The 22102-nt window shown below is 42.0% G+C and carries 19 protein-coding genes; 5 read left to right on the forward strand and 14 right to left on the reverse strand.

The window, feature by feature from the left end; genetic code table 11:
• Window positions 1-8 precede the first annotated feature (8 nt).
• The 3 genes from IEY42_RS07345 to IEY42_RS07355 all read left to right on the forward strand — a co-directional run bounded on the left by IEY42_RS07345 (window position 9) and on the right by IEY42_RS07355 (window position 4093).
• Complete coding sequence (locus tag IEY42_RS07345) at window positions 9-773, forward strand: SapC family protein (RefSeq protein WP_188924656.1); 765 nt, start codon at window positions 9-11, stop codon at window positions 771-773.
• A 34-nt stretch (window positions 774-807) separates the two neighbouring features.
• The gene (locus tag IEY42_RS07350; RefSeq protein ID WP_188924657.1) at window positions 808-2259 is read left to right on the forward strand and encodes an SLC5 family protein; all 1452 of its coding nucleotides are present in this window, start codon (window positions 808-810) and stop codon (window positions 2257-2259) included.
• 232 nt (window positions 2260-2491) lie between these two features.
• The gene (locus IEY42_RS07355; protein ID WP_188924658.1) at window positions 2492-4093 is read left to right on the forward strand and encodes a methyl-accepting chemotaxis protein; all 1602 of its coding nucleotides are present in this window, start codon (window positions 2492-2494) and stop codon (window positions 4091-4093) included.
• 18 nt (window positions 4094-4111) lie between these two features.
• On the opposite strand, the gene IEY42_RS07360 is transcribed toward IEY42_RS07355, so the two are convergent.
• The 5 genes from IEY42_RS07360 to IEY42_RS07380 form a co-directional block, all read right to left on the reverse strand.
• On the reverse strand, window positions 4112-4870 hold the full coding sequence (locus IEY42_RS07360; protein WP_188924659.1) for a PepSY-associated TM helix domain-containing protein: 759 nt from the start codon (window positions 4868-4870) through the stop codon (window positions 4112-4114).
• Between the two features lie 21 nt (window positions 4871-4891).
• Window positions 4892-5416: an FMN-binding protein gene (locus IEY42_RS07365; RefSeq protein ID WP_188924718.1), complete on the reverse strand. Its 525-nt coding sequence runs from the start codon at window positions 5414-5416 to the stop codon at window positions 4892-4894.
• Window positions 5417-5534: 118 nt separating this feature from the next.
• Complete coding sequence (locus tag IEY42_RS07370) at window positions 5535-6710, reverse strand: porin (RefSeq protein ID WP_188924660.1); 1176 nt, start codon at window positions 6708-6710, stop codon at window positions 5535-5537.
• A 306-nt stretch (window positions 6711-7016) separates the two neighbouring features.
• Window positions 7017-8063 (reverse strand): alcohol dehydrogenase family protein, encoded by a 1047-nt coding sequence (locus IEY42_RS07375; RefSeq protein WP_229779966.1) that lies wholly within the window; start codon window positions 8061-8063, stop codon window positions 7017-7019.
• A complete protein-coding gene (locus IEY42_RS07380) occupies window positions 8063-8581 on the reverse strand; it encodes a TetR/AcrR family transcriptional regulator (protein WP_188924661.1) in 519 nt (172 codons plus the stop codon). The genes IEY42_RS07375 and IEY42_RS07380 overlap by 1 nt, the downstream gene beginning before the upstream one ends.
• Window positions 8582-8898: 317 nt before the next feature.
• Here IEY42_RS07380 and IEY42_RS07385 point away from each other — a divergent pair, with 317 nt between their 5' ends.
• Together IEY42_RS07385 and IEY42_RS07390 are read left to right on the forward strand one after the other, a co-directional pair.
• Window positions 8899-10092, forward strand: a complete 1194-nt coding sequence (locus IEY42_RS07385) for a class I SAM-dependent rRNA methyltransferase (protein ID WP_188924662.1) — start codon at window positions 8899-8901, stop codon at window positions 10090-10092.
• 167 nt (window positions 10093-10259) lie between these two features.
• Entirely contained in the window at window positions 10260-11282 is a 1023-nt protein-coding gene (locus IEY42_RS07390) for a CDP-glycerol glycerophosphotransferase family protein (RefSeq protein WP_188924663.1), read from the forward strand.
• Between the two features lie 96 nt (window positions 11283-11378).
• On the opposite strand, the gene IEY42_RS07395 is transcribed toward IEY42_RS07390, so the two are convergent.
• From IEY42_RS07395 to atpA, 9 genes are all read right to left on the reverse strand, one after another.
• On the reverse strand, window positions 11379-11795 hold the full coding sequence (locus IEY42_RS07395; RefSeq protein ID WP_188923269.1) for an FAD synthase family protein: 417 nt from the start codon (window positions 11793-11795) through the stop codon (window positions 11379-11381).
• A gap of 441 nt (window positions 11796-12236) precedes the next feature.
• The gene (locus IEY42_RS07400) at window positions 12237-13298 is read right to left on the reverse strand and encodes a type I restriction endonuclease (protein ID WP_188924664.1); all 1062 of its coding nucleotides are present in this window, start codon (window positions 13296-13298) and stop codon (window positions 12237-12239) included.
• Between the two features lie 141 nt (window positions 13299-13439).
• Window positions 13440-15269: a glutamine--fructose-6-phosphate transaminase (isomerizing) gene (gene glmS / locus IEY42_RS07405; protein WP_188924665.1), complete on the reverse strand. Its 1830-nt coding sequence runs from the start codon at window positions 15267-15269 to the stop codon at window positions 13440-13442.
• A gap of 29 nt (window positions 15270-15298) precedes the next feature.
• Window positions 15299-16069 carry a DeoR/GlpR family DNA-binding transcription regulator gene (locus IEY42_RS07410; protein WP_188924666.1) on the reverse strand — a complete coding sequence of 257 codons (771 nt, stop codon included), beginning with the start codon at window positions 16067-16069 and terminating at the stop codon, window positions 15299-15301.
• 161 nt (window positions 16070-16230) lie between these two features.
• Window positions 16231-17595 carry a bifunctional UDP-N-acetylglucosamine diphosphorylase/glucosamine-1-phosphate N-acetyltransferase GlmU gene (gene glmU / locus IEY42_RS07415; RefSeq protein WP_188924667.1) on the reverse strand — a complete coding sequence of 455 codons (1365 nt, stop codon included), beginning with the start codon at window positions 17593-17595 and terminating at the stop codon, window positions 16231-16233.
• 154 nt (window positions 17596-17749) lie between these two features.
• A complete protein-coding gene (locus IEY42_RS07420; RefSeq protein WP_188924668.1) occupies window positions 17750-18178 on the reverse strand; it encodes a F0F1 ATP synthase subunit epsilon in 429 nt (142 codons plus the stop codon).
• Window positions 18179-18214: 36 nt separating this feature from the next.
• A complete protein-coding gene (gene atpD / locus IEY42_RS07425) occupies window positions 18215-19606 on the reverse strand; it encodes a F0F1 ATP synthase subunit beta (protein WP_188924669.1) in 1392 nt (463 codons plus the stop codon).
• Between the two features lie 34 nt (window positions 19607-19640).
• Window positions 19641-20501, reverse strand: a complete 861-nt coding sequence (gene atpG / locus IEY42_RS07430; protein WP_188920665.1) for a F0F1 ATP synthase subunit gamma — start codon at window positions 20499-20501, stop codon at window positions 19641-19643.
• A 53-nt stretch (window positions 20502-20554) separates the two neighbouring features.
• Window positions 20555-22096 (reverse strand): F0F1 ATP synthase subunit alpha, encoded by a 1542-nt coding sequence (gene atpA, locus IEY42_RS07435; RefSeq protein WP_188924670.1) that lies wholly within the window; start codon window positions 22094-22096, stop codon window positions 20555-20557.
• Window positions 22097-22102: the final 6 nt, after the last annotated feature.

Raw genomic sequence — 22102 nt, forward strand, 5'->3', positions numbered from 1 at the left:
ATAATAATATGAAAACACTGACAGAATTAACCCCACAACAACATCAAAATTTACGTATAGCAGACGACTGTGCCATTCAATTTGCCCAGCAGCAAAACATTATGAGCCTGCGTATTACTGAAGTAACCCAAGTTGCATGTTGTATGCCGATTTTTTATGTGCGTAATAGTCAAAACGGCCAGTGGGTATTAACCGGCTTTACCAGTTTTGAGCAAGGGAGCAACTTGTTTATTGAACAAGGTCAATGGACGGCATTACACATGCCAGCAAACATGCAAACCTTTCCTTTTTTCTTAATGAAGTCGCCAGAAAACCCACAGCAATACACCATTGGTGTTGATCAGACGCACTCCGTGTTTTCAACCACCAGCGGCAAGAGTATTTTTGAAGCCAACGGCAAAGCATCACTGCATTTGTCTAGAGTTAAAACCTTACTCGAAGCCGATATCAAAAACGATATTCGTACCCAGGAATTTAACCAATACATTAGCCAACTCGGTTTGTTGCGTCCGATAAATATTTTGGTACAACACCAAGATGGCAGCACACCCAGTTTATCTGGCTTATACACCATCGACGAAGACAAACTGCAATCACTCGATAAAGATGCCTTATTTGAACTGCACCACAAGGGATATTTAGCACCATTACAAGCCATGTTGATGTCGTTATTTCAGCTTAATAGTCTGATAAAACGCCACAATAAGGTTGCAAAATTATCGCCAATTAAAAACATAAAACTAGAAGTCAGCAAAAAAACAACGGCAGCATAACAATACCCAACACTCGATTGGGAAAGGAAAAACAATGTCTGAAAACATGATCCAATTATCGGTATTTGCCTTGGTCACGGCAATTATCGGTTTACTCACATACATGAAGTGTCGCGGAAACAACCGGCATCAAAGCACACAAAACAAAGAATACTTCTTAGCTGGGGGAGGCTTAAGTTGGATATTTGTTGCCGGGTCTATCACATTAACCAATTTGAGTACCGATCAGCTGGTGGGGATGAACGGTAACCAAATGGCATTACTGGCTTGGTGGGAGTTTTCTGCGGTTATCGGGTTAATCATTTTAGCTAAATTGTTTTTGCCTGTTTATTATAAATACAACTGTACAACAACAACCGAACTGCTAGAAAAACGATATAACAATAAACATATACGTGCCGTTATTGGCGCTATTTTCTTTTTAGGTAACGCATTTATCTACATGCCTGCGGTGATTTATTCTGGGGCGCTGTTTATGCAAACCATGTTTAATGTCGACATTCCGTTAATGTATATTGCAGTTGCTTTTGCCACGTTGGGTGCGGTTTATGCCTTCTTTGGTGGCTTACGTGCAGTTGCGGTATCAGACACTTATTCAGGCGTATTGCTTTTAGGTATGGCCATTTTTGTGGTGTTTTTAGCCTTAAATGCCATTAACTATGATTTCTCTGACATCCCAGCTGAACGGTTAACCTTTATTGGTGACAATGATTCACCCTTGCCTTGGCATACTCTGCTTACCGGTATGATCTTTATTCAAATGTTTTACTGGGGCACCAACCAAACAATCACCCAACGTGCAATGGCAGCCCCCACCCTTAAAGAGGCACAAAAAGGGGTCTTTGCCGCTGCCGGTATTCGCATTTTAATTGTCCCTGCGATTGTGGTTATCCCAGGTATTGTGTCGTACAAATTGTACGGCGATATTGGCGATGCAGCCTATGGGCGCATTGTTGGCGACTTAATGCCGACATGGTTAACTGGTGTGTTTGCTGCTGCAATGGCCGCTGCCGTTTTGTCGACCTACAACAGCTTGCTCAACTCGGCAACTGCGCTGTATGTATGCGATATTCATGAAGCCTATATTAAGAAAGATCCTAACGTAGTGCGCTTGAGTGGTTGGGTGACCTTGTTATTGAGCATACTGACATTGACTCTGGTACCTATTTACCAACAAGCTGAGAGTATTATTAACCTATTACAACAGTTAAATGGTTTACTCAGTATGCCTATTTTATCGATATTCATTGTCGGCTTAATGTTTAAAAATATTGATGCTCGTGCAGGCATTGGCGCGGTTATCTTTGGCGTGTTGCTGTATGCCTCATTAACATTCGAGTTTTCACCATTCTATTCAAGCTGGCACTACATTCATTTAATGCCAGTAACCTTAGCAGCCTGCGTATCATTTGCGCTACTTGCCAACAAGTTTGTCTTTGGTAATGCTATTCAATTTGCCTCTAGCAACGATATTGAAATTGCTTAATACGCACTAATAAAAAAGAGCATCAATTTAGATGCTCTTTTTTATCTTAAAGAAGCCATTAGAGCTGCCGATACATTTTTAATAAAACAATCTTCGCTTGAGCGCTAACATTGATATTTAGCACTTATCATCATAGTGTAAATACAATGTTTAAAGATCAGCACGCTTGAACATAAAATCACACTTGTCAGGTCTTATCCTTTTATTGCGCCTAAAAACCTAAGGTATCACCATGCTTAATGCGTTTAACACCATAAAAGCCCGAATCTTGTTAGGCTACGCCGCAACTGTCATTATGACTTTAGTCGCAGCAGGCCTACTCAGTAGCAGCAATCAAACCGTAAAACTTGAAGTTGCAGGCTTTGTTGACGGTACATTACCAGCACTTAAGAGCATTACCAACGTACAAAGCCATGCTAAAGAATTAGTGTTAATGGGATATTCATTGTATGGCACAACCATTAGTGTGACCGAGTTTAGTGAACAAAAAAATCTGCTTAGCGAGAATCTAAACCAACAATATCGACAACTCAACAGCGTAATATCTACGCCATTAATGCCACAAATTGACGCCCTGTATGCGGCTTTATCTGCACTTGAGTCAACTATGAGCAAGCAATCTGTTGATTGGGATAATGCTCGCGAACAACTAAGCTTATTAAATAATAGTGCTAATGACTTAAAAGACCGCCTTGATACACTTGCACAAGATATCTCAGGCCAAGCCAATCAAAATGCGATGAACATCCAAAAAGAATTGGGTGACAATACATTGCTGATATATGTGCTGGTGGGCCTTATGGTATTGGTGGCTGTAGGTGCATATTTAGCGGCGCAAAAACAAATTGCCAGTCCTATCCAACAACTGTCAAACGACCTGACTCGTATTGCTCAAAACCGCAACCTAAAAGCTCAACTCTCTGATGAATGTATTGTTGAAATCAGTAATGTGGCCACCAGCGTTAATGGATTAATCAAGGTATTCCGCTTAGGAATGAATGACGTACATGACGCTATCGCCAGTATCAGCCAAACCGTGGCACAGCTGAGTCGTTCAACGGAAACCTCTTCTGCATCTGTAGATGAGTTACAACACACGATTGTGAGCTTAGTTGATGTCATGTCACAACTAGAGCAACACATGGAGCAAAGTGTTGAGCACTCTCAAAGTGCAGCGGATTCAGCACAACAAGGCGCGCAAAGCATGGCCGCTGGTCAGCAAGAAGTACAACATACAGCCACCAGCATTAGTGTGTTAGCTGACGACATTGAAACCACCGCAAGTATGCTATTAACTTTGCAAAACTCAGGTAAACAAGTGGCCACCGTGGTAAAAACCATTGCAGATATTGCTTCACAAACTAATTTATTGTCCTTGAATGCCGCCATTGAAGCGGCTCGAGCTGGAGAGTCTGGTAGAGGTTTCGCGGTAGTCGCGGATGAAATTAGAACCTTAGCTGTGCGCACGCACCAATCAACGGTAGAAATTAACAGCATGCTGGCCAATATTGTTGACTCTATTCAATCTGCCGTCGGCAATATGTCATCAAATCAACAAAAGGCTCAGGAGTCTGTAGAGCTTGCTAAACAGTTGGTCATTACTTTAGAGCAAAGCAGACAAACCATTTTGTCACTGGCAACGCTTAGCCAAGAAGCCGCCATGCTAGCACAAGCCTCTCAACAACAAGCGAATACCGTTAAACTTAAGGTCCAGGATTTCAGACTATTAGGTGAAACAGTGTCAGAAGGCAACTACCAAATAAGTGAAGCAGGTAGCAAATTGAATAATCTGGCCAACAAGCTCAGTGATACTGTCTATCAGTTTGAACGCTAAAGCGTAAAATAAAATAGTTTATCTTGGCGGTTTTTGTTTTAACCAAATCCAAAAGCCGCTCAACGACACCATCAATAATGCGAGGGCAAACAAGTCCCATAGCCATATCGTTAAATGACCAAACAAGCGCCCACTGTGCAAATCAAACATGACTCGTTGCCAGCTTAAGTTGGCGCTGCGGGCTCGATTAATGATGGCCTTGTCTATCTCATTATTGGCACTGACCCAGGCATTAAATCTATTCGGTAACGACGCTAATTGCCAGTCAATAAGTTGCTCATCGGCTTGGTAAATACCATTAGCCGTATTAAGCCATACTCGATTATCAACAACCGCTAATCCAAGCAAATCCGCAGGCAGCCCAGTGCTGCTACCTTGGGTTTCTTGTAACTGGCCTTGTTTATCAAATAAATATAACTGCTGCGCATCTATCGCTACGATCATATTACTGGCAAACGTGGCACTTATTAGGGTGTCAGCAGCCTCTAAAATCATCTGTTGATTTTGCCACAGTAAGTTGTCGGTAATGTATAAAGCAGAAGAAATCTGGCCAAATTGAGCAACATGCTTAGGCGCAGCAATGCCGTAATAATCTAATAACCATGCTTGAGTCACACCGGTTTTATCTAAACCTAAGTCATCACTGTGGTTAATAGCGACACCCGTTAAGGTTAACAGCAGAATAAACAACGCGCTCGCCAAGCCTAAGCGACGATGCCAAGGGCGAAGTACGCGTAAAAATTGAATTCGTAGACTGTTTCTAGAGGGTTTTGTCACGCTAACCTGCTTAAAAATGGCTTATTGATTGATATGGGCATCTAGCAACAATGCGATGCGCGAGAGTTTTGTTAATGCTCTCACAGACAAGGTTGCCCCGGTAATGCCGTCAATGTGTTTGTCGAGCTGATGTTGCTCAGTTAATTTTGCCGCTTTAAATTGGTCGGTAAAAAAATCATGGCGTACTTCATCACCACGGCTTTCTCGGTACACCAATACTTTAGTTTGAGCAATTTGCTGATTTTTTACGTGAATACCCACAGTAATCGGAGACTCTTTACCAATCTCATCCATAATCCACACGGTCTCATTATTATGTAACCAATAACGCACGCGCATTTTAGTAAATCGATGGGCTAAAATTGCCTCTACAGCTTGTTTTAAATCATCATCGAGCCATAACACTTTGGCATCACCGCTATTGCCGTTAAATGCCTGGCTTATAAATGCATCATTTGACTGGTATTGGGTGGCAGCCTGCGCGCTATGCGTTGGTATATATCCTACAAACAACAGTATAAAAAACACTAACACCGAACGAAACATTGGCACATACCATCCATAAGCAATCATAAAAAATACGGGTGCCGACAATATACACTGTTGGCACCCATTTTTATCGATAATCGGTTTTACCGAAAATAACGTTAAGACTTGTCAGTGCTTAGAACTGATAACCAACGCCTAGGTTAAAGCCATCTGAGTCAGCAGCACCGCTGATTTTTTCAAAGTCAGCTTTAAACACTACGTTTTCGTGTAACCAGTAGTTCACACCCACGTTAGTTTGCTTTTTCTTGGTGTCCGCGCTGTCACCGGCATTGTTGTCCCACTCGTTGTAACGAGCAAATACACCAAACTGGTCATTAATACGGTAAGCAGGCTCAATATAGAAACCATTTTGCTTATCACGACCTAACGCTTCAGCTTCTTGACCGTCGATGTCCCACTGAGCAAATAATGCTTTAACGGTAAAGTTTTCGATGCTGTAAATAGCATGTGCTGTTACTAAGGTTGCAGAGGCAGTATCAACACCCGCTTCACCTTGCGTTAAATCTGATTGATATTGTACAGTCGCAGCAAGCTCTAAACCTGGTACAGCAGTGTACTTAACACGGCCGGTATAGGCTAAATCTTCACCTTTGGCTTCAGATACTTTTTGACGACCATTACGGATTTTGTAACCCGAGCTTTGGTCTAAATACAAACCAGAAGTCACTGCTGTATCAAATGCTAAGCCAGGAGCGGCTTTAACATTAAGCGTTAAACCACCTTCCCACCATGTTGCTGGGATAATGTCTTTTTCTACCGGGTTACGCTCAACACCGTAAAACGTATTCGGTTCATGAGTTTCGTTAATAATACCGACTGGCATTAAAAATAGACCCGCTTTACCGGTAAGCATTTCATTGAAGTCATGCTCGATATAAGCCTGCTCTAACTCAACTTCGCCTTTTTTACCTTCACCAGCAAGCGAGTGTTCAACTTCTAGTTCAGAGAAAAAACGAGTTGTGCTGTTAAATTCATGGCCAACAAATAACACAAAACGGTGGAAATCGAATTCTTTTTTATCGTTACCCGTCTTGTTGTCAGTAATGTTGTTGTAATGCAATTCGCCATAACCACCAATGGTAGTTGCTGACTTGCTAGACGCTGTTGCTTCAACAACATCGGCAGTGGTTTCTACACGCTGTTCAGTTTGTTCTAGACGCTTCTCAAGATCTTTTAATACTTTTTGTTGCTGTTCAATGATTTGGCGTAATTCAGTTGTTTCGTCAGACGCAGTAGCATAGTGGCTAGCAAACAGGCTTAATAAAGTAGCCGCAATTAACGTTTTTTTCATTTGGTTATCCTGATGGGTCAAAGTGAACACCGTAAGCTTGTATAAAGCTATGTAAATTTACGCGGATTATACATAACGCACACACTAATGTAAACCATTATCATTAAGGTTATTAACCAACTAAGCACTAGGTCACAACACTTACCAGACAATTGCAACAAACCGGAATAGACGAGTTAGTTGCAAAAACGGCTTACCCGTTGAAGGTAAGCCGTTTTTATATCTATTTTATCAGTATAGTAAATCGAACACCCTCACCTGTTATTTACCAATATGCCTATTATGATGAGTATTTATTTTTGCCGTTCAAATTGTTAACACAAACTTACCAACATAATGTTTTTGTAAAAAGACTTCTTGCGCAGCATTAATGTCTTGTAAGGGAAAAGTCTTGGCAATAATAGGGTTAACTTTGCCTTGTTCTATACAATTAACCAGATTTTGAAAGACTTGTGGCTCAAGTACAGTACAACCAAAAAAGCTTAAATCTTTTAAGTATAATGTTCTGATATCCAGCTCAACTAATGCACCACCAATTGCACCAGATACAGCATAACGGCCACCCGGTTTTAACACCGACAAAAACTGCGGCCATTGTTCTCCGGCCACAAGATCAATCACCACATCAACACTATTTTCACCTAGAACATCAACCAAATCAGCATCTCTTGCGATAACCTGATCGACACCTAAATCTAATAGTTGCTGATTTTTACTTGGACTCGTTATTGCAATCACATACGCGCCGCGAGCTTTAGCTAACTGCACAGCTGCAGAACCCACACCACCAGAGGCACCTGAAATAAGCACACGATCGTTAGCTGTTACCTTTGCTCGGGTTAACATGTTTTCTGCAGTTGAATAAGAGCAAGGAAACGAAGCTAATTCTGCATCAGTCAACTTACTGTTAATAGCATAGGCATGCTTGGCATCAACAACAGTATATTTAGCAAACCCTCCGTCACATTCAGAACCAAAATACCAAGGCAAGTCCAATGACACCCCTTTTACCTGCCTTATGCAAGGTTCAATTAGCACACGCTCGCCAATACGTTGTTGATTAACATTCTTACCGACAGCAACAATTACACCGCAGACATCCGCTCCTTGAATACGTGGAAAAGTTAACGGATTACCAGACCAACTCGCATCAGCGCTATCGCCTTCGGCTTTAGAATACCAAGCAATACGCGTATTAATGTCAGTATTATTCATCCCTGCGGCTAACACTTGGATTAACACTTCATCAGCATGTGGAGTCGGAACCGCAATATCGGCACGGTATTGCAGCATTTCAGGACCACCATGCCCGAGTAATTGCACGCCCTTCATAACACTTGGAATGGTATTCATTATGAGTTTATCTCCATAAGTTGTTTAACAGTTTGGTGAGCCGACACAATTGTCTCCTCCCCCAATAAAGGCCATGCACTTGATATACCTTCATGGAGTAAAAATAACTGCGTGGCTAAGTCGGCTCGCAGGCTTTGTTGGGCTAAAAACTGGCGAACATCTTGTTTATGTTGTTTAACGGCTAGGGTTATTTCAGCATTATCAGGAAAAGCTGCAATGGCGTTCATCGACATACACCCATGTGGCGCATATTGCTGCATCCATAATTTAAGTTGGGTAAAAATATGATTAACAGCTTCAATTCCTGTAGCTGGTGAGTCTTGTTGTAAAAAATCCAAATAACGTTGATGCCGGTATGTAAGCGCGCCAATGATCATCGCCTCTTTCGACGGATAATGTTTATATAAGGTACGTAAACTCACCTCACTGGCTGTTTTTAACTGCGCCACACTGGGTTCAGCAAAGCCATACAGGCTAAATGCCTGTTCCAATCGTGCAGCAATTTGTTGCTTTAACATCTTACCCTCTTAGTAGAGTATTCATTCTACACGCAAGGTAGAATAGTTACTCTACCCTGTCAAGTGTCGACGCTTAAACACTCATTTAGTGCAGCCCTCTGTATGCTTAATTACCACACCACGATTTATAATTGCCGCTACAGCAAACAATTCCCTTCGTGGGGAGCTTATTTGTCAGGTTTTTATACCCAAAACACGCTATGATCTGCACTCATCGCAATACGCTAATGTCATCAATATAAAATGCCTAATCACAATGGCAACGATGACTCGCATCGCGAAATTTTATTCACTTTTTATCGACATTAGGCAATACCATGGCTATCAGAATTAAACTTAAACCCGGCCGCGAACGTTCATTAGACCGTCGCCATCCTTGGGTGTTTTCCAACGGCATTCACAACGTCAATGGCGGCAAACCTCAAGCCGGAGACACGGTTGACGTAGTAGCACACGACGGACGTTGGTTAGGTCGTGGCGCCTGGTCACCCGAGTCGCAGATTCAAGTCAGGGTATGGACCTTCGATAAACAAGAAGAAATTGATAGCGACTTTTTTGCAAGACGCATTAAACGCGCACAAGCCGGACGTGATGACCTGATTATTGAGCAAGGGCTTACGGGGTACCGCTTAATTGCGGCCGAGTCAGACGGGTTACCTGGTGTCACCATTGACCGCTATGCCAATGTGCTTGTGTGTCAGCTACTCAGTACCGGCGCTGAAAAATGGCGCAACACCATTGTTGAGCAACTAGTGCTGCAATATCCAGATTGCGCTGTGTATGAACGTTCTGATGTTGATTCACGTAAAAAAGAAGGCTTAGCACCAGTAATGGGGTTACTGCACGGTGAATTGCCACCAATGCCAGTCATCATTGAAGAAAACGGCATTAAAATCGCTGTCGATGTGGTTAAAGGCCATAAGACCGGTTTTTACTTAGATCAACGTGACAACCGCGCTATGGCAGCTCGTTTCGTTAAAGGCAAATCGGTACTCAACTGTTTTTGCTACACTGGCACTTTTGGTTTGTACGCCGCAAAGGCGGGCGCGGCCAGTATTGAAAATGTCGATGTATCAGGTTTAGCACTGCAAACAGCGCGCGACAACATGGCTATTAACAACCTTAATGATGACCATGTTAACTACAACGAAGCTGATGTATTCAAGCTATTGCGCCAATATCGCGATGAAGGAAAAACCTTTGATGTCATCGTGCTCGACCCGCCTAAGTTTGCTGACAATAAATCACAATTAGATGGCGCATGTCGTGGTTATAAAGACATTAACATGATTGCCATGCAGTTACTGAACCCAGGCGGCATCTTGCTCACCTTCTCTTGTTCAGGCTTAATGCAGTCAGATCTATTTCAAAAAGTGGTGGCCGACGCAGCATTAGATGCCAAGCGTGAGGTGCAATTTGTTGAACGCATGCACCAAGCAAGCGATCACCCTATCAGCAGTGCATTCCCTGAAGGTTATTATCTTAAAGGTTTGGTTGCCAGGGTTTGGTAATAAAATCTAATTACCTTAAAATCAACAACATTAACAATTAAAACATTTACCCTCTCTAGCTTAATAGGCTTATGGTGTGTTTTAGTGTTAATGTCAAAAAAGACGCAAATGCAGGTGTTGTTAACGTGCTTGAACAATCAAATAATAATTTAAAGGCAGTAAATGAGATGCGCTATTTATTTTATGTAACATTGTCATACTCTTTTAGCGTACTTAGACCTCTTGAAATTGCGATTAAAAAGCGTGGTGGCAAAGTGGCCTGGTTTATACCAAAAGGAAGTGAGGCTGAAAAGTTTCTCTTATCTAGTGATGATCGTTTGGCTGACGTTGACCAAGTCAAAAAGTTTGATCCACATGCAACGTTAGCACCTGGAAACTTTATTCCTGATTTTTTCCCGGGGATAAAAGTACAAGTTTTTCATGGCTTCGATTCTGGCAAAAAAGGCAAATTCAATATACGAGGCTTTTTTGACTTATATTGCACACAAGGCCCCAACATTACCCAAGGTTTTAGCTCAATTAATGATGGTACTTGTGAGGTGGTCGAAACCGGCTGGTCAAAGCTTGATCCATTATTTTCATTACATCAGGATACTGAAAAATATCAGTCTGAAAAACCTGTGATCTTGTATGCCCCTACTTTTTCACCCAGCTTAACCAGTACGTACGCCTTACATCCATTTATTAAGCAACTCGTTGAAACTAAAGATTGGCAATGGATTGTAAAATTACACCCCAAAGCAACCGCTGAAGAAGTGGCAATGTTTAAAGCTTTATCAAGCAATAACTTACGCTTTGTTGAAACCGGAGATATTATACCGCTGCTACAAGCTGCCGATATCATTTTATCAGACACTTCTTCAATACTGACTGAGTTTGCTTTACAAGAGAAAGTTGTTGTCGCGCTAAATAATCGACGCCCAGAAGAATGGATGGTTAACTTTCAACAGCCATCACAACTAGAGCAGGTGTTAGAGACCGCTTTACAACCAAATGAGAGTTTGTTGCAAAGGATAAAAACGCATTGTGGTTCAATTCATCCTTACAAAGATGGCCAGTCGAGTGAGCGGGTATTAAATGCGATTGATAAATTGGTTGCTTCAGGGACATCTCACCTTAAAGCAAAACCTTTTAACTTAATTCGTCGGATAAAAATACGAAAGAAATTAAAGTATTATCGTTGGAGTTAATTCTTTGCGATAAAGAATAGCTATGACGTTTAATTTAATTACCGCCCTTATAAATAACACGATAAGGGCGTCAGATAACAAAGATGACTCTGCGGGCTATTTGATTTTACTTAACACGTCTCGCAGTATAGAACTCGAGGTATGAGTCGTATAAGAAAAGTACATGATCTCTACACCTAATTTTGCAAAATCTTTTTCAATTTCAATCCACTTGTCAGTACCTTTCCAATCATCACCAACAAACATTTTGTCGAACTTTAGGTTGTTCCAAGCTTCTAGTTTGTCATAGCTCATTTGTGGCACGACTTCATCTACAAACTTTATTGCTTCCACAATCTCCAGGCGTTCTTGAAATGGAATCACCGGCTTTTTATTTTTAGCAGACATAGATAATTCGTCACTTGTCACCCCAACAATGAGGTAATCGCATTCAAGCTTAGCGCGCTTTAACACGTTGAGGTGACCAATGTGGAATAAATCAAACACACCTGTGGTATAGCCAATTTTTTTCATATAAAACCCAATTAACAAATGGATATAAAACGAGTTGGCCACATTATGCCATGATGTTTGCAATGACAGAAATCAACTCACTCCATATTCAAATAAAATAAATGTTCAGCTGCGTCAACGACAAGCTTGATACATTAGGCTTATGTGACGGCTCTGGTTAACAACAGTATCAATCATGCTCCCAAACAGTTTCGATTATGTTTTTTATAAATAGGTTATTAAGGGTGATTTAATAAGAATAGATTTGGTAAGCGCAGCCAAGCTACCATTTTCCAGTAACGATATTGATATACCCCCCAACCACAATAATCGCTAGCATTGCTGCAATAAAAGGGGTTAGTGATATGTAAAAAAGCGACTACTCAATGAGTCTGTCGCTTGTTATCGAGCTTTAGCAGCTAAATACTCACAATTTTTTGGTGCTAAACTAAAAAGAGTAAATTATTCATAGTATGTTGTTGTTTGTAATAATATCTCACTAAAATCAAAGATTTGATCAATAGTATCTATCGGATGCCGAGTTTCATTTTTATCGACATCGAACAACCCAAGATATTTTTGTTTGGCGTTAAAGTGTAAACGACACAATGGTTTACGGTTATTATCATCTAATAACACACCAAAATAACTCTGAGTATCTCTTGCAATAATTCTCGTTGCATCTACTTTTTGTCTTAAGATAGCTTTAACAATATTAAAACCTTCAACTTCATCATTAGTGGTAATAATTTTTGGTTTATCATCATCTTGCGTATGGAGAGTTTCTTCATCTTTTTTTGAAACTTGCTCACCACCGATTGCCGATTTCAACCTGTCATTAATACTATCACTTAGAAATTGTCTTAAAGCTTTCTTTGTAATTTCAGTAAACTGTTGCTTAACTTTAGGTGTAAGTACACCGTCATATGCTCTTGCAGCGAAAAATTTAATAAACTCTTCTTCTGGTTCTTTAAATTGTTCATTTAACAATTTTTTTATTTGATTTAAATATTTAAGTTCACCAGCGGCACTCACGATAGATTCAACATCAAATGAAGATTTAGTGAGTTTCTTAAGCTCAGGAACCAAATGATCATCAATATTTAATAAATCTAAGGTTAAAAATGGTTTTTCATCCATCTTATTAGGGGCATCAAGATCGGTAAAAAATTGGTAATCTGTGCCGTTTGTTAAAATGGCCAAACGAGAGTTTGTAACCGAAAAATACCTAAAAAGTTGTCCTGCATGTTTAATGGATAGCTTTTCACCATATTTTTTGCATTCGATAAGAATTTGTACCTCACCATCCTTAACTAATGCATAGTCTACTTTCTCACCTTTTTTAGTGGCTATATCGGCAGTAAATTCAGGGATTACCTCGTTGGGATTAAAAACATCATAACCTAATACTGTATGTAAAAATGGCATGATCAACGCATTTTTAGTGGCTTCTTCAGTTTGCAAACTAGCTGCTATTTCAGGAATCCTTTTTGATAAAACATCTATTCGTTCAATAAAATCCATCTCATCGACCTCGTGTTAATGATTAATGTCACTCCAATTTCAAGTTAGCAGATAAAAACCAAATACCATAATATTTTATTGAGCATTTTACAAACAACAAAAAAGGCTTCCACAAGAAGCCTTTTCAATAAAATCAGTAACTTATTCTACTGTGACACTTTTTGCGAGATTACGTGGTTGGTCAACATCAGTACCTTTAATTAAGGCCACATGGTATGACAATAACTGTAGTGGAATGGTATAAATCAGCGGTGCCATAAATTCATCACAATGTGGAACCTGGATGACTTTCATAGTGTCGTCTGATTCAAACTCTGCATCGACATCTGCAAAAACATACATTAACCCGCCACGAGCACGAACTTCTTCAACGTTCGATTTAAGCTTCTCGAGTAACTCATTGTTTGGTGCGACAACAATAACAGGCATGTCGGCGTCAATAAGCGCTAGCGGGCCGTGTTTTAGCTCGCCTGAAGCGTAAGCTTCTGCGTGAATGTATGAAATTTCTTTAAGCTTTAGTGCGCCTTCCATTGCAATAGGATACTGGTCGCCACGGCCTAAAAATAATGCATGCTGTTTATCTGCAAAATCTTCAGCTAATTCAGCAATGGCATCATCTAATCCTAATGCTTGTTCAACTTTGGCAGGCATTGACAACAAGCTTTGAGTAACTGCCGCTTCCATGTCGCTAGACATGCCATTATGACGACCAATTGCCGTTGTAAGCATTAATAAACCAGCAAGCTGCACGGTAAAGGCTTTGGTTGAAGCGACGCCAATTTCAGCACCGGCTTTCATCATATAAGCCATGTCAGATTCACGCACTAATGATGAACCAGCCGAGTTACAGATGGTTAATGTTGCTTTGTAGCCCATATCTTTGGCTAAGCGCATTGCCGCTAATGTGTCGGCAGTTTCACCAGACTGTGAAATAGTCACTAATAGACTATTTGGGAATAAGTGCGATTTGCGGTAGCGAAACTCTGATGCAATTTCAACGTTACACGATACGCCAGCCCAATCTTCTAACCAGTAACGCGCAGCCATACCAGCATGGTAACTGGTACCACAAGCGATAATTTGCACATGTTTAATGTCTTTTAATAATTCAGAAGCTTTTTCGCCAAAGGCTGAATCAAGCACTTTACCGCCCGCAATGCGACCTTCTAAGGTATGTGCTATAGCAGTAGGTTGCTCATAGATTTCTTTAAGCATGTAATGACGGTACTCACCTTTATCACCAGCATCATGAGTAACGTCAGATTCTTTCACTTCACGCTTAACGGTGTTGCCATTTACATCAAAAATGTTAACGTCGCGTCGAGTGACCTCTGCTACATCGCCTTCTTCTAAAAAGGCAAAAGAGCGGGTAACAGGTAATAACGCTAGCTGATCAGAGGCAACAAAGTTTTCACCTAAACCAAAACCAATTACTAACGGGCTGCCACTGCGAGCTACAACCATACGTTCGCTATCACGACGGTCAATAACTACAGTGCCGTAAGCACCTTCTAGCTGTTTAACCGTGGCTTGAACTGCAGCCAATAAATTACCTGCCGCTTTAAGCTCATGATGAACAAGGTGACAAATCACCTCTGTGTCGGTATCTGATGAAAAGACATAACCTAAATCTTTAAGCATCTCACGCAATTTGTTGTGATTTTCAATAATACCGTTGTGTACAACCGCAATATCATTTTCTGATAAATGTGGGTGCGCATTACGCTCGCTTGGTTCACCATGGGTAGCCCAGCGGGTATGCGCAATACCGGTTCCACCAGCCAGAGGCGCTGCGTCTAACGCTGATGACAATTCTTGTACTTTGCCTAAACGACGGGTACGGCTTAATTCACCTTGGTTAATCACTGCAACACCAGCAGAGTCATAACCACGATATTCAAGACGACGAAGGCCTTCTACTAAAATTTCTGCAACATCCCTTTGCGCAACAGCGCCTACGATTCCACACATGTTATTTTCCTTTACTGTATCAATTTAATTTAGTTGGCATATGGCGCAAGTATGACTTTAACGCCATGTGCTGAAATGGTTTCTACTGCTTGGGGGCTGACGTTGTCGTCGGTGACTAATACATCAATCACTGTCCACGGCAACTCTAGATTGGGGATCCGCCGGCCTATCTTGGTCGACTCTAATAACACCACTACCTCTCGTGACATTTCGGCCATCACTTTACTGAGACCGGTGAGTTCATTAAATGTGGTGGTACCCCGCGCAAGATCGATGCCGTCTGCACCTATAAATAGTTGGTCGAAGTTATATGATCGCAATACTTGTTCTGCTACCTGGCCCTGAAAAGACTCTGAATGTGGATCCCAGGTGCCACCGGTCATCAATAATGTCGGCTCATTTTCAAGCTCATGAATCGCGTTTGCCAGTTGCAATGAATTTGTCATCACCACTAAGCCACGTTTATCGTTAAGTTGTTGCACAATCCCTGACGTGGTGCTGCCACTGTCAATTATGATTCGGTTATGATCGCGAATAAGCTCTGCCGCTTTTGTGGCAATAGCTTGTTTGTTTAATGACAATGACTCATTGGTTATTTGTGTCATTTCTTGCGGTAGCTGGACTGCACCGCCATAGCGACGTAACAATAATCCGTGCGTTTCTAGCATGGCTAAATCTTTGCGGATAGTAACTTCTGAGGTTGCGAACAAACTGGCCAGTTCATCGACACTGACTTCACCTTGGTCGTTAACCAATTTAATGATCGAATGGCGACGTTGTTGAGTATTACGTTTGGTCATTTGATTAAAAATCTATCACATAAGTTTCGAAGCGAAAGATATTTTAGCAGCAAATGAAACTTTATCTAGATCTGAATCATTAAAATTGAAATAAAAGTACAAAAAAACCTCTGTTGTTAGCAGAGGTTTTGACAGTAAACGCCTGTATTGAGCTTACCGTATTACTTTTTAGTCTTCACTGGGCGTTGCCAACCTGAAATATGGCGCTGCTTTACACGGGTAATAACTAATTCATCTTCTGCTACGTCTTTAGTGATCGTAGAGCCGGCACCTAAGGTAGCGTTTTTGCCGATTGTCACAGGGGCAACTAATTGAGTGTCACTTCCTACAAAGACGCCGTCTTCGATGGTGGTAATAAACTTATTGGCTCCGTCGTAGTTACAAGTAATGGTCCCTGCGCCAATATTAACACCAGCACCAATAACCGCATCACCTATGTAACTCAAATGACCCGCTTTAGACCCTTCGCCTAAAACCGCCTTTTTAATTTCAACAAAATTACCAATGTGCGCATCTTGCTTCAGTTCAGCGCCAGGGCGTAATCGTGCAAACGGCCCTGCACTTGCTGCTTGACCAAGCTTTGCCCCTTCAACAATGCTATAAGGTTTAATTACAGCGTTGTCGGCAACCTCGCAATCAATCAAAATAGCACCAGCACCAATCGTGACGTTATTACCTAATATCACTTTACCCTGGAAGATGACATTGATATCTATCATCACATCCATACCCACGTTGACATCACCACGAATATCGATACGAGCAGGGTCACGTAAATTGGCACCTTCTAACATGAGTTTTTCGGCGGCGCGAGCTTGGTAAGCACGTTCCAATTGTGCTAATTGCACACGATTATTTGCACCTTCAACTTCAATGGCAGACTGGGGTTGTGACGTGGTTATCGCGACATCATCAGCATGTGCCATAGCAATAATGTCTGTTAAATAGTATTCGCCTTGAGCATTGTTGTTAGATAATCGATTTAACCACGCTTTTAATTGCTTGCCGGGTACCGCCATGATGCCGGTGTTAACTTCAGTGATTTTTAATTGGTCTGCATTAGCATCTTTTTGCTCAACGATACCGACCACTTTACCGAACTCTCTCACTATACGGCCATAGCCTGTTGGGTTAGCAAGATTAACGGTTAAAATCGCGAGGCCATTTTTTTCACGTGCGGCAAGCAAGCTTTCGAGTGTCGATTGTTGAATTAGCGGTACATCACCGTAGAGGATCAGCACGGTATCGTCGTCGCTAATATTAGGGTTGGCTTGTGCTACCGCATGCCCAGTACCAAGCTGCTCGGCTTGCAACACCCAATTTAATGTTTGCTCACCTAATGCCGCTTGTAGCTTATCTGCACCATAGCCATACACCAATTGAATCGCTTGTGAACCTAATGAGTTAGCGGTGTCGATAACATGCTGAACCATACTTTTATGGGCTATTGGATGCAGAACTTTAGGCAAATCTGAGCGCATGCGAGTTCCTTTGCCTGCAGCTAAGATGACAACATTTAACGACATAATTGATCCCTTCAAACAACATTAATTCTAATTGGCGCCATTTTAGCTTAATCTCATTACAAATGGAAAAGCTCACGTTATTGTATTTATGTATCAAACGGCAATAAAAAAGACGACTCATAATGAGTCGCCTTTTCAGCGTCAAATAATCAGATTATCTGGTGATATTTTTCTTGATGGTTTCAACTACTTTCAATTGAGCCAAAGACTTGGCCAATTCAATAGTAGCAGCTTCATAATTGAAGTCGGCGCCAGCATTAGCAATAGCTTGCTCTGCACGTTCCTTCGCTTCTAAAGCGGCTTTTTCATCAATATCATCGGCACGTAATGCTACATCAGCAAGCACTGATATTGCAGTAGGTTGTACTTCCAGTAAACCACCTGAAAGATACAACACTTCTTCACTACCATCTTGCTTGATAAAGCGCGCCATACCAGGCTTGATTTTTGTTAGTAGAGCAACGTGGTTAGGCATAATACCTAACTCACCTTCAGCGCCGTTCACTTCAAAAAAGCTCACTTCGCCGTGGTAGATGCTGTCTTCTGCACTAACAATATCAAGTTGGACTGTTTTGGCTGCCATCAAGTTCTCCTTAAAGAACTAAGCTTTACGGCCTAGTTATTTCTTTTTGTTAGCTTTTTCGACAGCTTCGTCGATTGAGCCAACCATGTAGAACGCTTGCTCAGGGATAGCGTCAAACTCGCCATCCAAGATACCCTTAAAGCCACGGATAGTGTCTTTTAGAGAAACGTACTTACCAGGAGAACCTGTAAACACTTCTGCTACGAAGAAAGGTTGAGATAAGAAACGCTCAATCTTACGTGCTCTGAATACCATGGTTTTGTCATCATCTGACAATTCATCCATACCCAAAATAGCAATAATGTCTTTCAGCTCTTTATAACGCTGTAATACAGTTTGTACACCGTTTGCAACATCATAGTGCTCTTGACCAACAACCTGTGGATCTAACTGACGTGAAGTCGAGTCCAACGGGTCAACGGCTGGGTAAATACCCAATGAAGCAATTTGACGAGACAATACAACAGTCGCATCTAAGTGAGCGAAGGTTGTTGCTGGTGACGGATCGGTTAAATCGTCCGCAGGTACATATACTGCTTGTACAGAGGTAATAGAACCAGACTTAGTTGAAGTGATACGTTCTTGAAGAACACCCATCTCTTCAGCTAGTGTTGGCTGATAACCTACCGCAGAAGGCATACGACCTAATAGTGCAGATACTTCAGTACCAGCAAGGGTGTAACGGTAAATGTTGTCCACGAACAACAATACGTCACGACCTTCGTCACGGAACTTTTCAGCGATACTCAGGCCAGTTAACGCTACGCGTAAACGGTTTCCTGGAGGCTCGTTCATCTGACCATAAACCATGGCAACTTTGTCTAATACGCCTGAATCTTCCATCTCGTAGTAGAAGTCGTTACCCTCACGAGTACGCTCACCAACACCAGCGAAAACAGAAAGACCTGAGTGAGCTTTAGCGATGTTGTTAATCAGTTCCATCATGTTAACTGTTTTACCAACACCAGCACCACCAAACAGACCTACTTTACCACCTTTAGCGAATGGACAAACAAGGTCGATAACCTTGATACCCGTCTCTAAAAGCTCAGTCGCATTTGATTGATCTTCATATGAAGGAGCTGCACGGTGAATTTCATAACGATCTTCTTCACCAATTGGACCCGCTTCATCAATTGGCTCACCTAATACGTTCATGATACGGCCAAGGGTCTTAACCCCTACCGGAACAGAAATTGGTGAACCTGAGTTTGCTACCTCTAGACCACGACGCAGACCATCAGAAGAACCCATAGCGATGGTACGAACTACACCACCACCTAGCTGCTGCTGAACTTCCAGCACCAAACCATTACAGGCGCCTTCACCTGTGATCTTCAGAGCGTCATATACCCGAGGTACAGAATCTTGTGGAAACTCTACGTCCACAACCGCGCCAATTACTTGGACAACAGTACCTGTGCTCATGATTAATCCTCTAAACTTGAATTCGTTACCTAACCTAAACCGCTGCAGCGCCTGAAACAATTTCCGACAGTTCCTGCGTAATAGCAGCCTGACGGGCTTTGTTATAGACTAATTGCAGATCATCGATCATTTCGCCAGCGTTGTCTGTTGCCGCTTTCATAGCTACCATACGGGCAGCCTGTTCAGAGGCAAGGTTTTCAACAACACCTTGATACACTTGTGACTCTACATAACGAGTTAACAGTACATCCAAAATTTCTTTTGGATCTGGCTCGTAAATATAATCCCAAGGGTAACTCGCTACTTCTTCATCTGACTTAGGTAAAGGTAGCAGCTGTTCGATCACAGGAGTCTGGGCCATTGTGTTAACAAATTTGTTAAACACAATATACAGACGATCCAGTTTACCTTCGTTGTAAGCTTTTAACATGACACGAACTGTGCCAATTAAATCAGCAAGTTTTGGCGCATCGCCTAAACCTGATGCATGGGCAGTAACATTACCACCAAAGCTTTTGAAGAATTGAACTGAACGAGCACCTACTGGACAAAAGTCCACTTCAGCACCTTGCTCTTTCCACTTCTTCACGTCTGACACAACCTTTTTGAAAAGGTTGACGTTCAAACCACCACAAAGGCCACGGTCGGTTGCTACAACAATGTAACCAACCCGCTTGGCATCTCTCACCTCTAAATAGGGGTGTTTATACTCGAGAGTACCTTGCGCTACGTGACCGATCACCTTACGCATATTTTCTGCATATGGACGGCTAGCTGCCATGCGTTCCTGCGCTTTGCGCATTTTGCTGGCTGCAACCATTTCCATAGCTGAAGTGATCTTCTGAGTGTTTTTAACACTCGCGATCTTGGTTTTAATCTCTTTAGCGCCGGCCATCTCTACTCTCCAATCTGGGACCTGAGGTGCCTAATGACACCTCTTGTTCATTATTACCAGGTTTGGGTTTCAATGAACTTGTCCATGCCTGCCTTTAACTCACCTTCGATATCAGCGTTATAATCGCCAGTAGCGTTGATGGTTTTGATTAGGTCAGCATGTTGACTGTTCATGTATGAAAGCAGAGCGGCTTCGAAGCGACCGATTTCATTTAAAGCAACACCTTTAAGGTAGCCTTTTTCAGCTGCGAAAATAGACACAGCCTGGGCAGCAATGCTCATAGGAGCATATTGCTTTTGCTTCATTAATTCGGTTACACGCTCACCATGCTCAAGTTGAGCACGAGTTGCATCATCTAAATCAGACGCAAACTGTGAGAACGCTGCAAGCTCTCGATACTGTGCAAGTGCAGTACGGATACCGCCAGACAGTTTCTTGATGATCTTAGTCTGCGCTGCACCACCAACACGAGAAACAGAAATACCTGGGTTAACTGCTGGACGTAAGCCCGAGTTAAACAAGTCAGTCTCAAGGAAGATCTGACCATCTGTAATAGAAATTACGTTGGTCGGTACGAACGCTGATACGTCACCAGCTTGGGTTTCAATAATAGGTAACGCGGTTAACGAACCGGTTTGACCTGTTACTGCACCGTTTGTGAACTTTTCTACATAGTTCACGTTTACGCGTGATGCACGCTCTAATAAACGCGAGTGTAGATAGAATACGTCACCTGGGTATGCTTCACGTCCTGGTGGACGCTTCAATAGCAATGAAATTTGACGGTAAGCAACTGCTTGCTTAGACAAATCATCATATACGATTAAAGAATCTTCACCGCGATCACGGAAGTATTCACCCATAGAACAACCAGAATATGGCGCTAAGAATTGCAGAGCGGCAGCTTCAGAAGCTGATGCTACTACAACGATAGTGTTAGCAAGTGCACCATGTTCTTCAAGTTTGCGTACTACGTTAGCGATGGTAGAAGCTTTCTGACCAACAGCAACATAGACACACTTAATACCTGAATCTTTCTGGTTGATAATTGCATCGATAGCCATCGCTGTTTTACCAGTCTGACGGTCACCAATGATCAATTCACGTTGGCCACGACCGATTGGGATCATGGCATCAACAGCTTTATAACCAGTTTGGATTGGTTGATCTACTGATTTACGCTCAATAACACCAGGGGCAATAACTTCAACAGGAGAGAAACCATCGTTGTCGATAGGTCCTTTACCGTCGATTGGCTCACCAAGGGTGTTAACAACACGACCAAGTAGTCCACGACCAACTGGTACTTCAAGAATACGACCAGTGGTTCTAACTTTTGCGCCTTCTGCTAAATTAGCATAAGGGCCCATTACTACGGCGCCTACAGAATCACGTTCTAAGTTCAACGCGATTGCAAAACGGCCACCAGGCAGTTCGATCATTTCACCTTGCATTACATCGGCAAGGCCGTTAATGCGAATGATGCCGTCACTTACTGCAACGATAGTACCTTCGTTGCGAGCTTCACTAACGACGTCGAACTGCTCGATCCGCTGCTTAATCAGATCGCTGATTTCAGTGGAATTCAGTTGCATGCTCAA

Source organism: Shewanella algicola (assembly GCF_014648035.1).
GTDB classification, from domain to species: Bacteria; Pseudomonadota; Gammaproteobacteria; order Enterobacterales; family Shewanellaceae; genus Shewanella; species Shewanella algicola.

Excerpts from the sequence above, each read along its gene's own strand:
- IEY42_RS07345 (WP_188924656.1), top strand. The coding sequence starts at position 9 with ATGAAAACACTGACAGAATTAACCCCACAACAACATCAAAATTTACGT.
- IEY42_RS07350 (WP_188924657.1), top strand. The coding sequence starts at position 808 with ATGTCTGAAAACATGATCCAATTATCGGTATTTGCCTTGGTCACGGCA.
- IEY42_RS07355 (WP_188924658.1), top strand. The coding sequence starts at position 2,492 with ATGCTTAATGCGTTTAACACCATAAAAGCCCGAATCTTGTTAGGCTAC.
- IEY42_RS07365 (WP_188924718.1), bottom strand. The coding sequence starts at position 5,416 with ATGTTTCGTTCGGTGTTAGTGTTTTTTATACTGTTGTTTGTAGGATAT.
- IEY42_RS07370 (WP_188924660.1), bottom strand. The coding sequence starts at position 6,710 with ATGAAAAAAACGTTAATTGCGGCTACTTTATTAAGCCTGTTTGCTAGC.
- IEY42_RS07375 (WP_229779966.1), bottom strand. The coding sequence starts at position 8,063 with ATGAATACCATTCCAAGTGTTATGAAGGGCGTGCAATTACTCGGGCAT.
- IEY42_RS07380 (WP_188924661.1), bottom strand. The coding sequence starts at position 8,581 with ATGTTAAAGCAACAAATTGCTGCACGATTGGAACAGGCATTTAGCCTG.
- IEY42_RS07385 (WP_188924662.1), top strand. The coding sequence starts at position 8,899 with ATGGCTATCAGAATTAAACTTAAACCCGGCCGCGAACGTTCATTAGAC.
- IEY42_RS07390 (WP_188924663.1), top strand. The coding sequence starts at position 10,260 with ATGCGCTATTTATTTTATGTAACATTGTCATACTCTTTTAGCGTACTT.
- IEY42_RS07395 (WP_188923269.1), bottom strand. The coding sequence starts at position 11,795 with ATGAAAAAAATTGGCTATACCACAGGTGTGTTTGATTTATTCCACATT.
- IEY42_RS07400 (WP_188924664.1), bottom strand. The coding sequence starts at position 13,298 with ATGGATTTTATTGAACGAATAGATGTTTTATCAAAAAGGATTCCTGAA.
- glmS (WP_188924665.1), bottom strand. The coding sequence starts at position 15,269 with ATGTGTGGAATCGTAGGCGCTGTTGCGCAAAGGGATGTTGCAGAAATT.
- IEY42_RS07410 (WP_188924666.1), bottom strand. The coding sequence starts at position 16,069 with ATGACCAAACGTAATACTCAACAACGTCGCCATTCGATCATTAAATTG.
- glmU (WP_188924667.1), bottom strand. The coding sequence starts at position 17,595 with ATGTCGTTAAATGTTGTCATCTTAGCTGCAGGCAAAGGAACTCGCATG.
- IEY42_RS07420 (WP_188924668.1), bottom strand. The coding sequence starts at position 18,178 with ATGGCAGCCAAAACAGTCCAACTTGATATTGTTAGTGCAGAAGACAGC.
- atpD (WP_188924669.1), bottom strand. The coding sequence starts at position 19,606 with ATGAGCACAGGTACTGTTGTCCAAGTAATTGGCGCGGTTGTGGACGTA.
- atpG (WP_188920665.1), bottom strand. The coding sequence starts at position 20,501 with ATGGCCGGCGCTAAAGAGATTAAAACCAAGATCGCGAGTGTTAAAAAC.
- atpA (WP_188924670.1), bottom strand. The coding sequence starts at position 22,096 with ATGCAACTGAATTCCACTGAAATCAGCGATCTGATTAAGCAGCGGATC.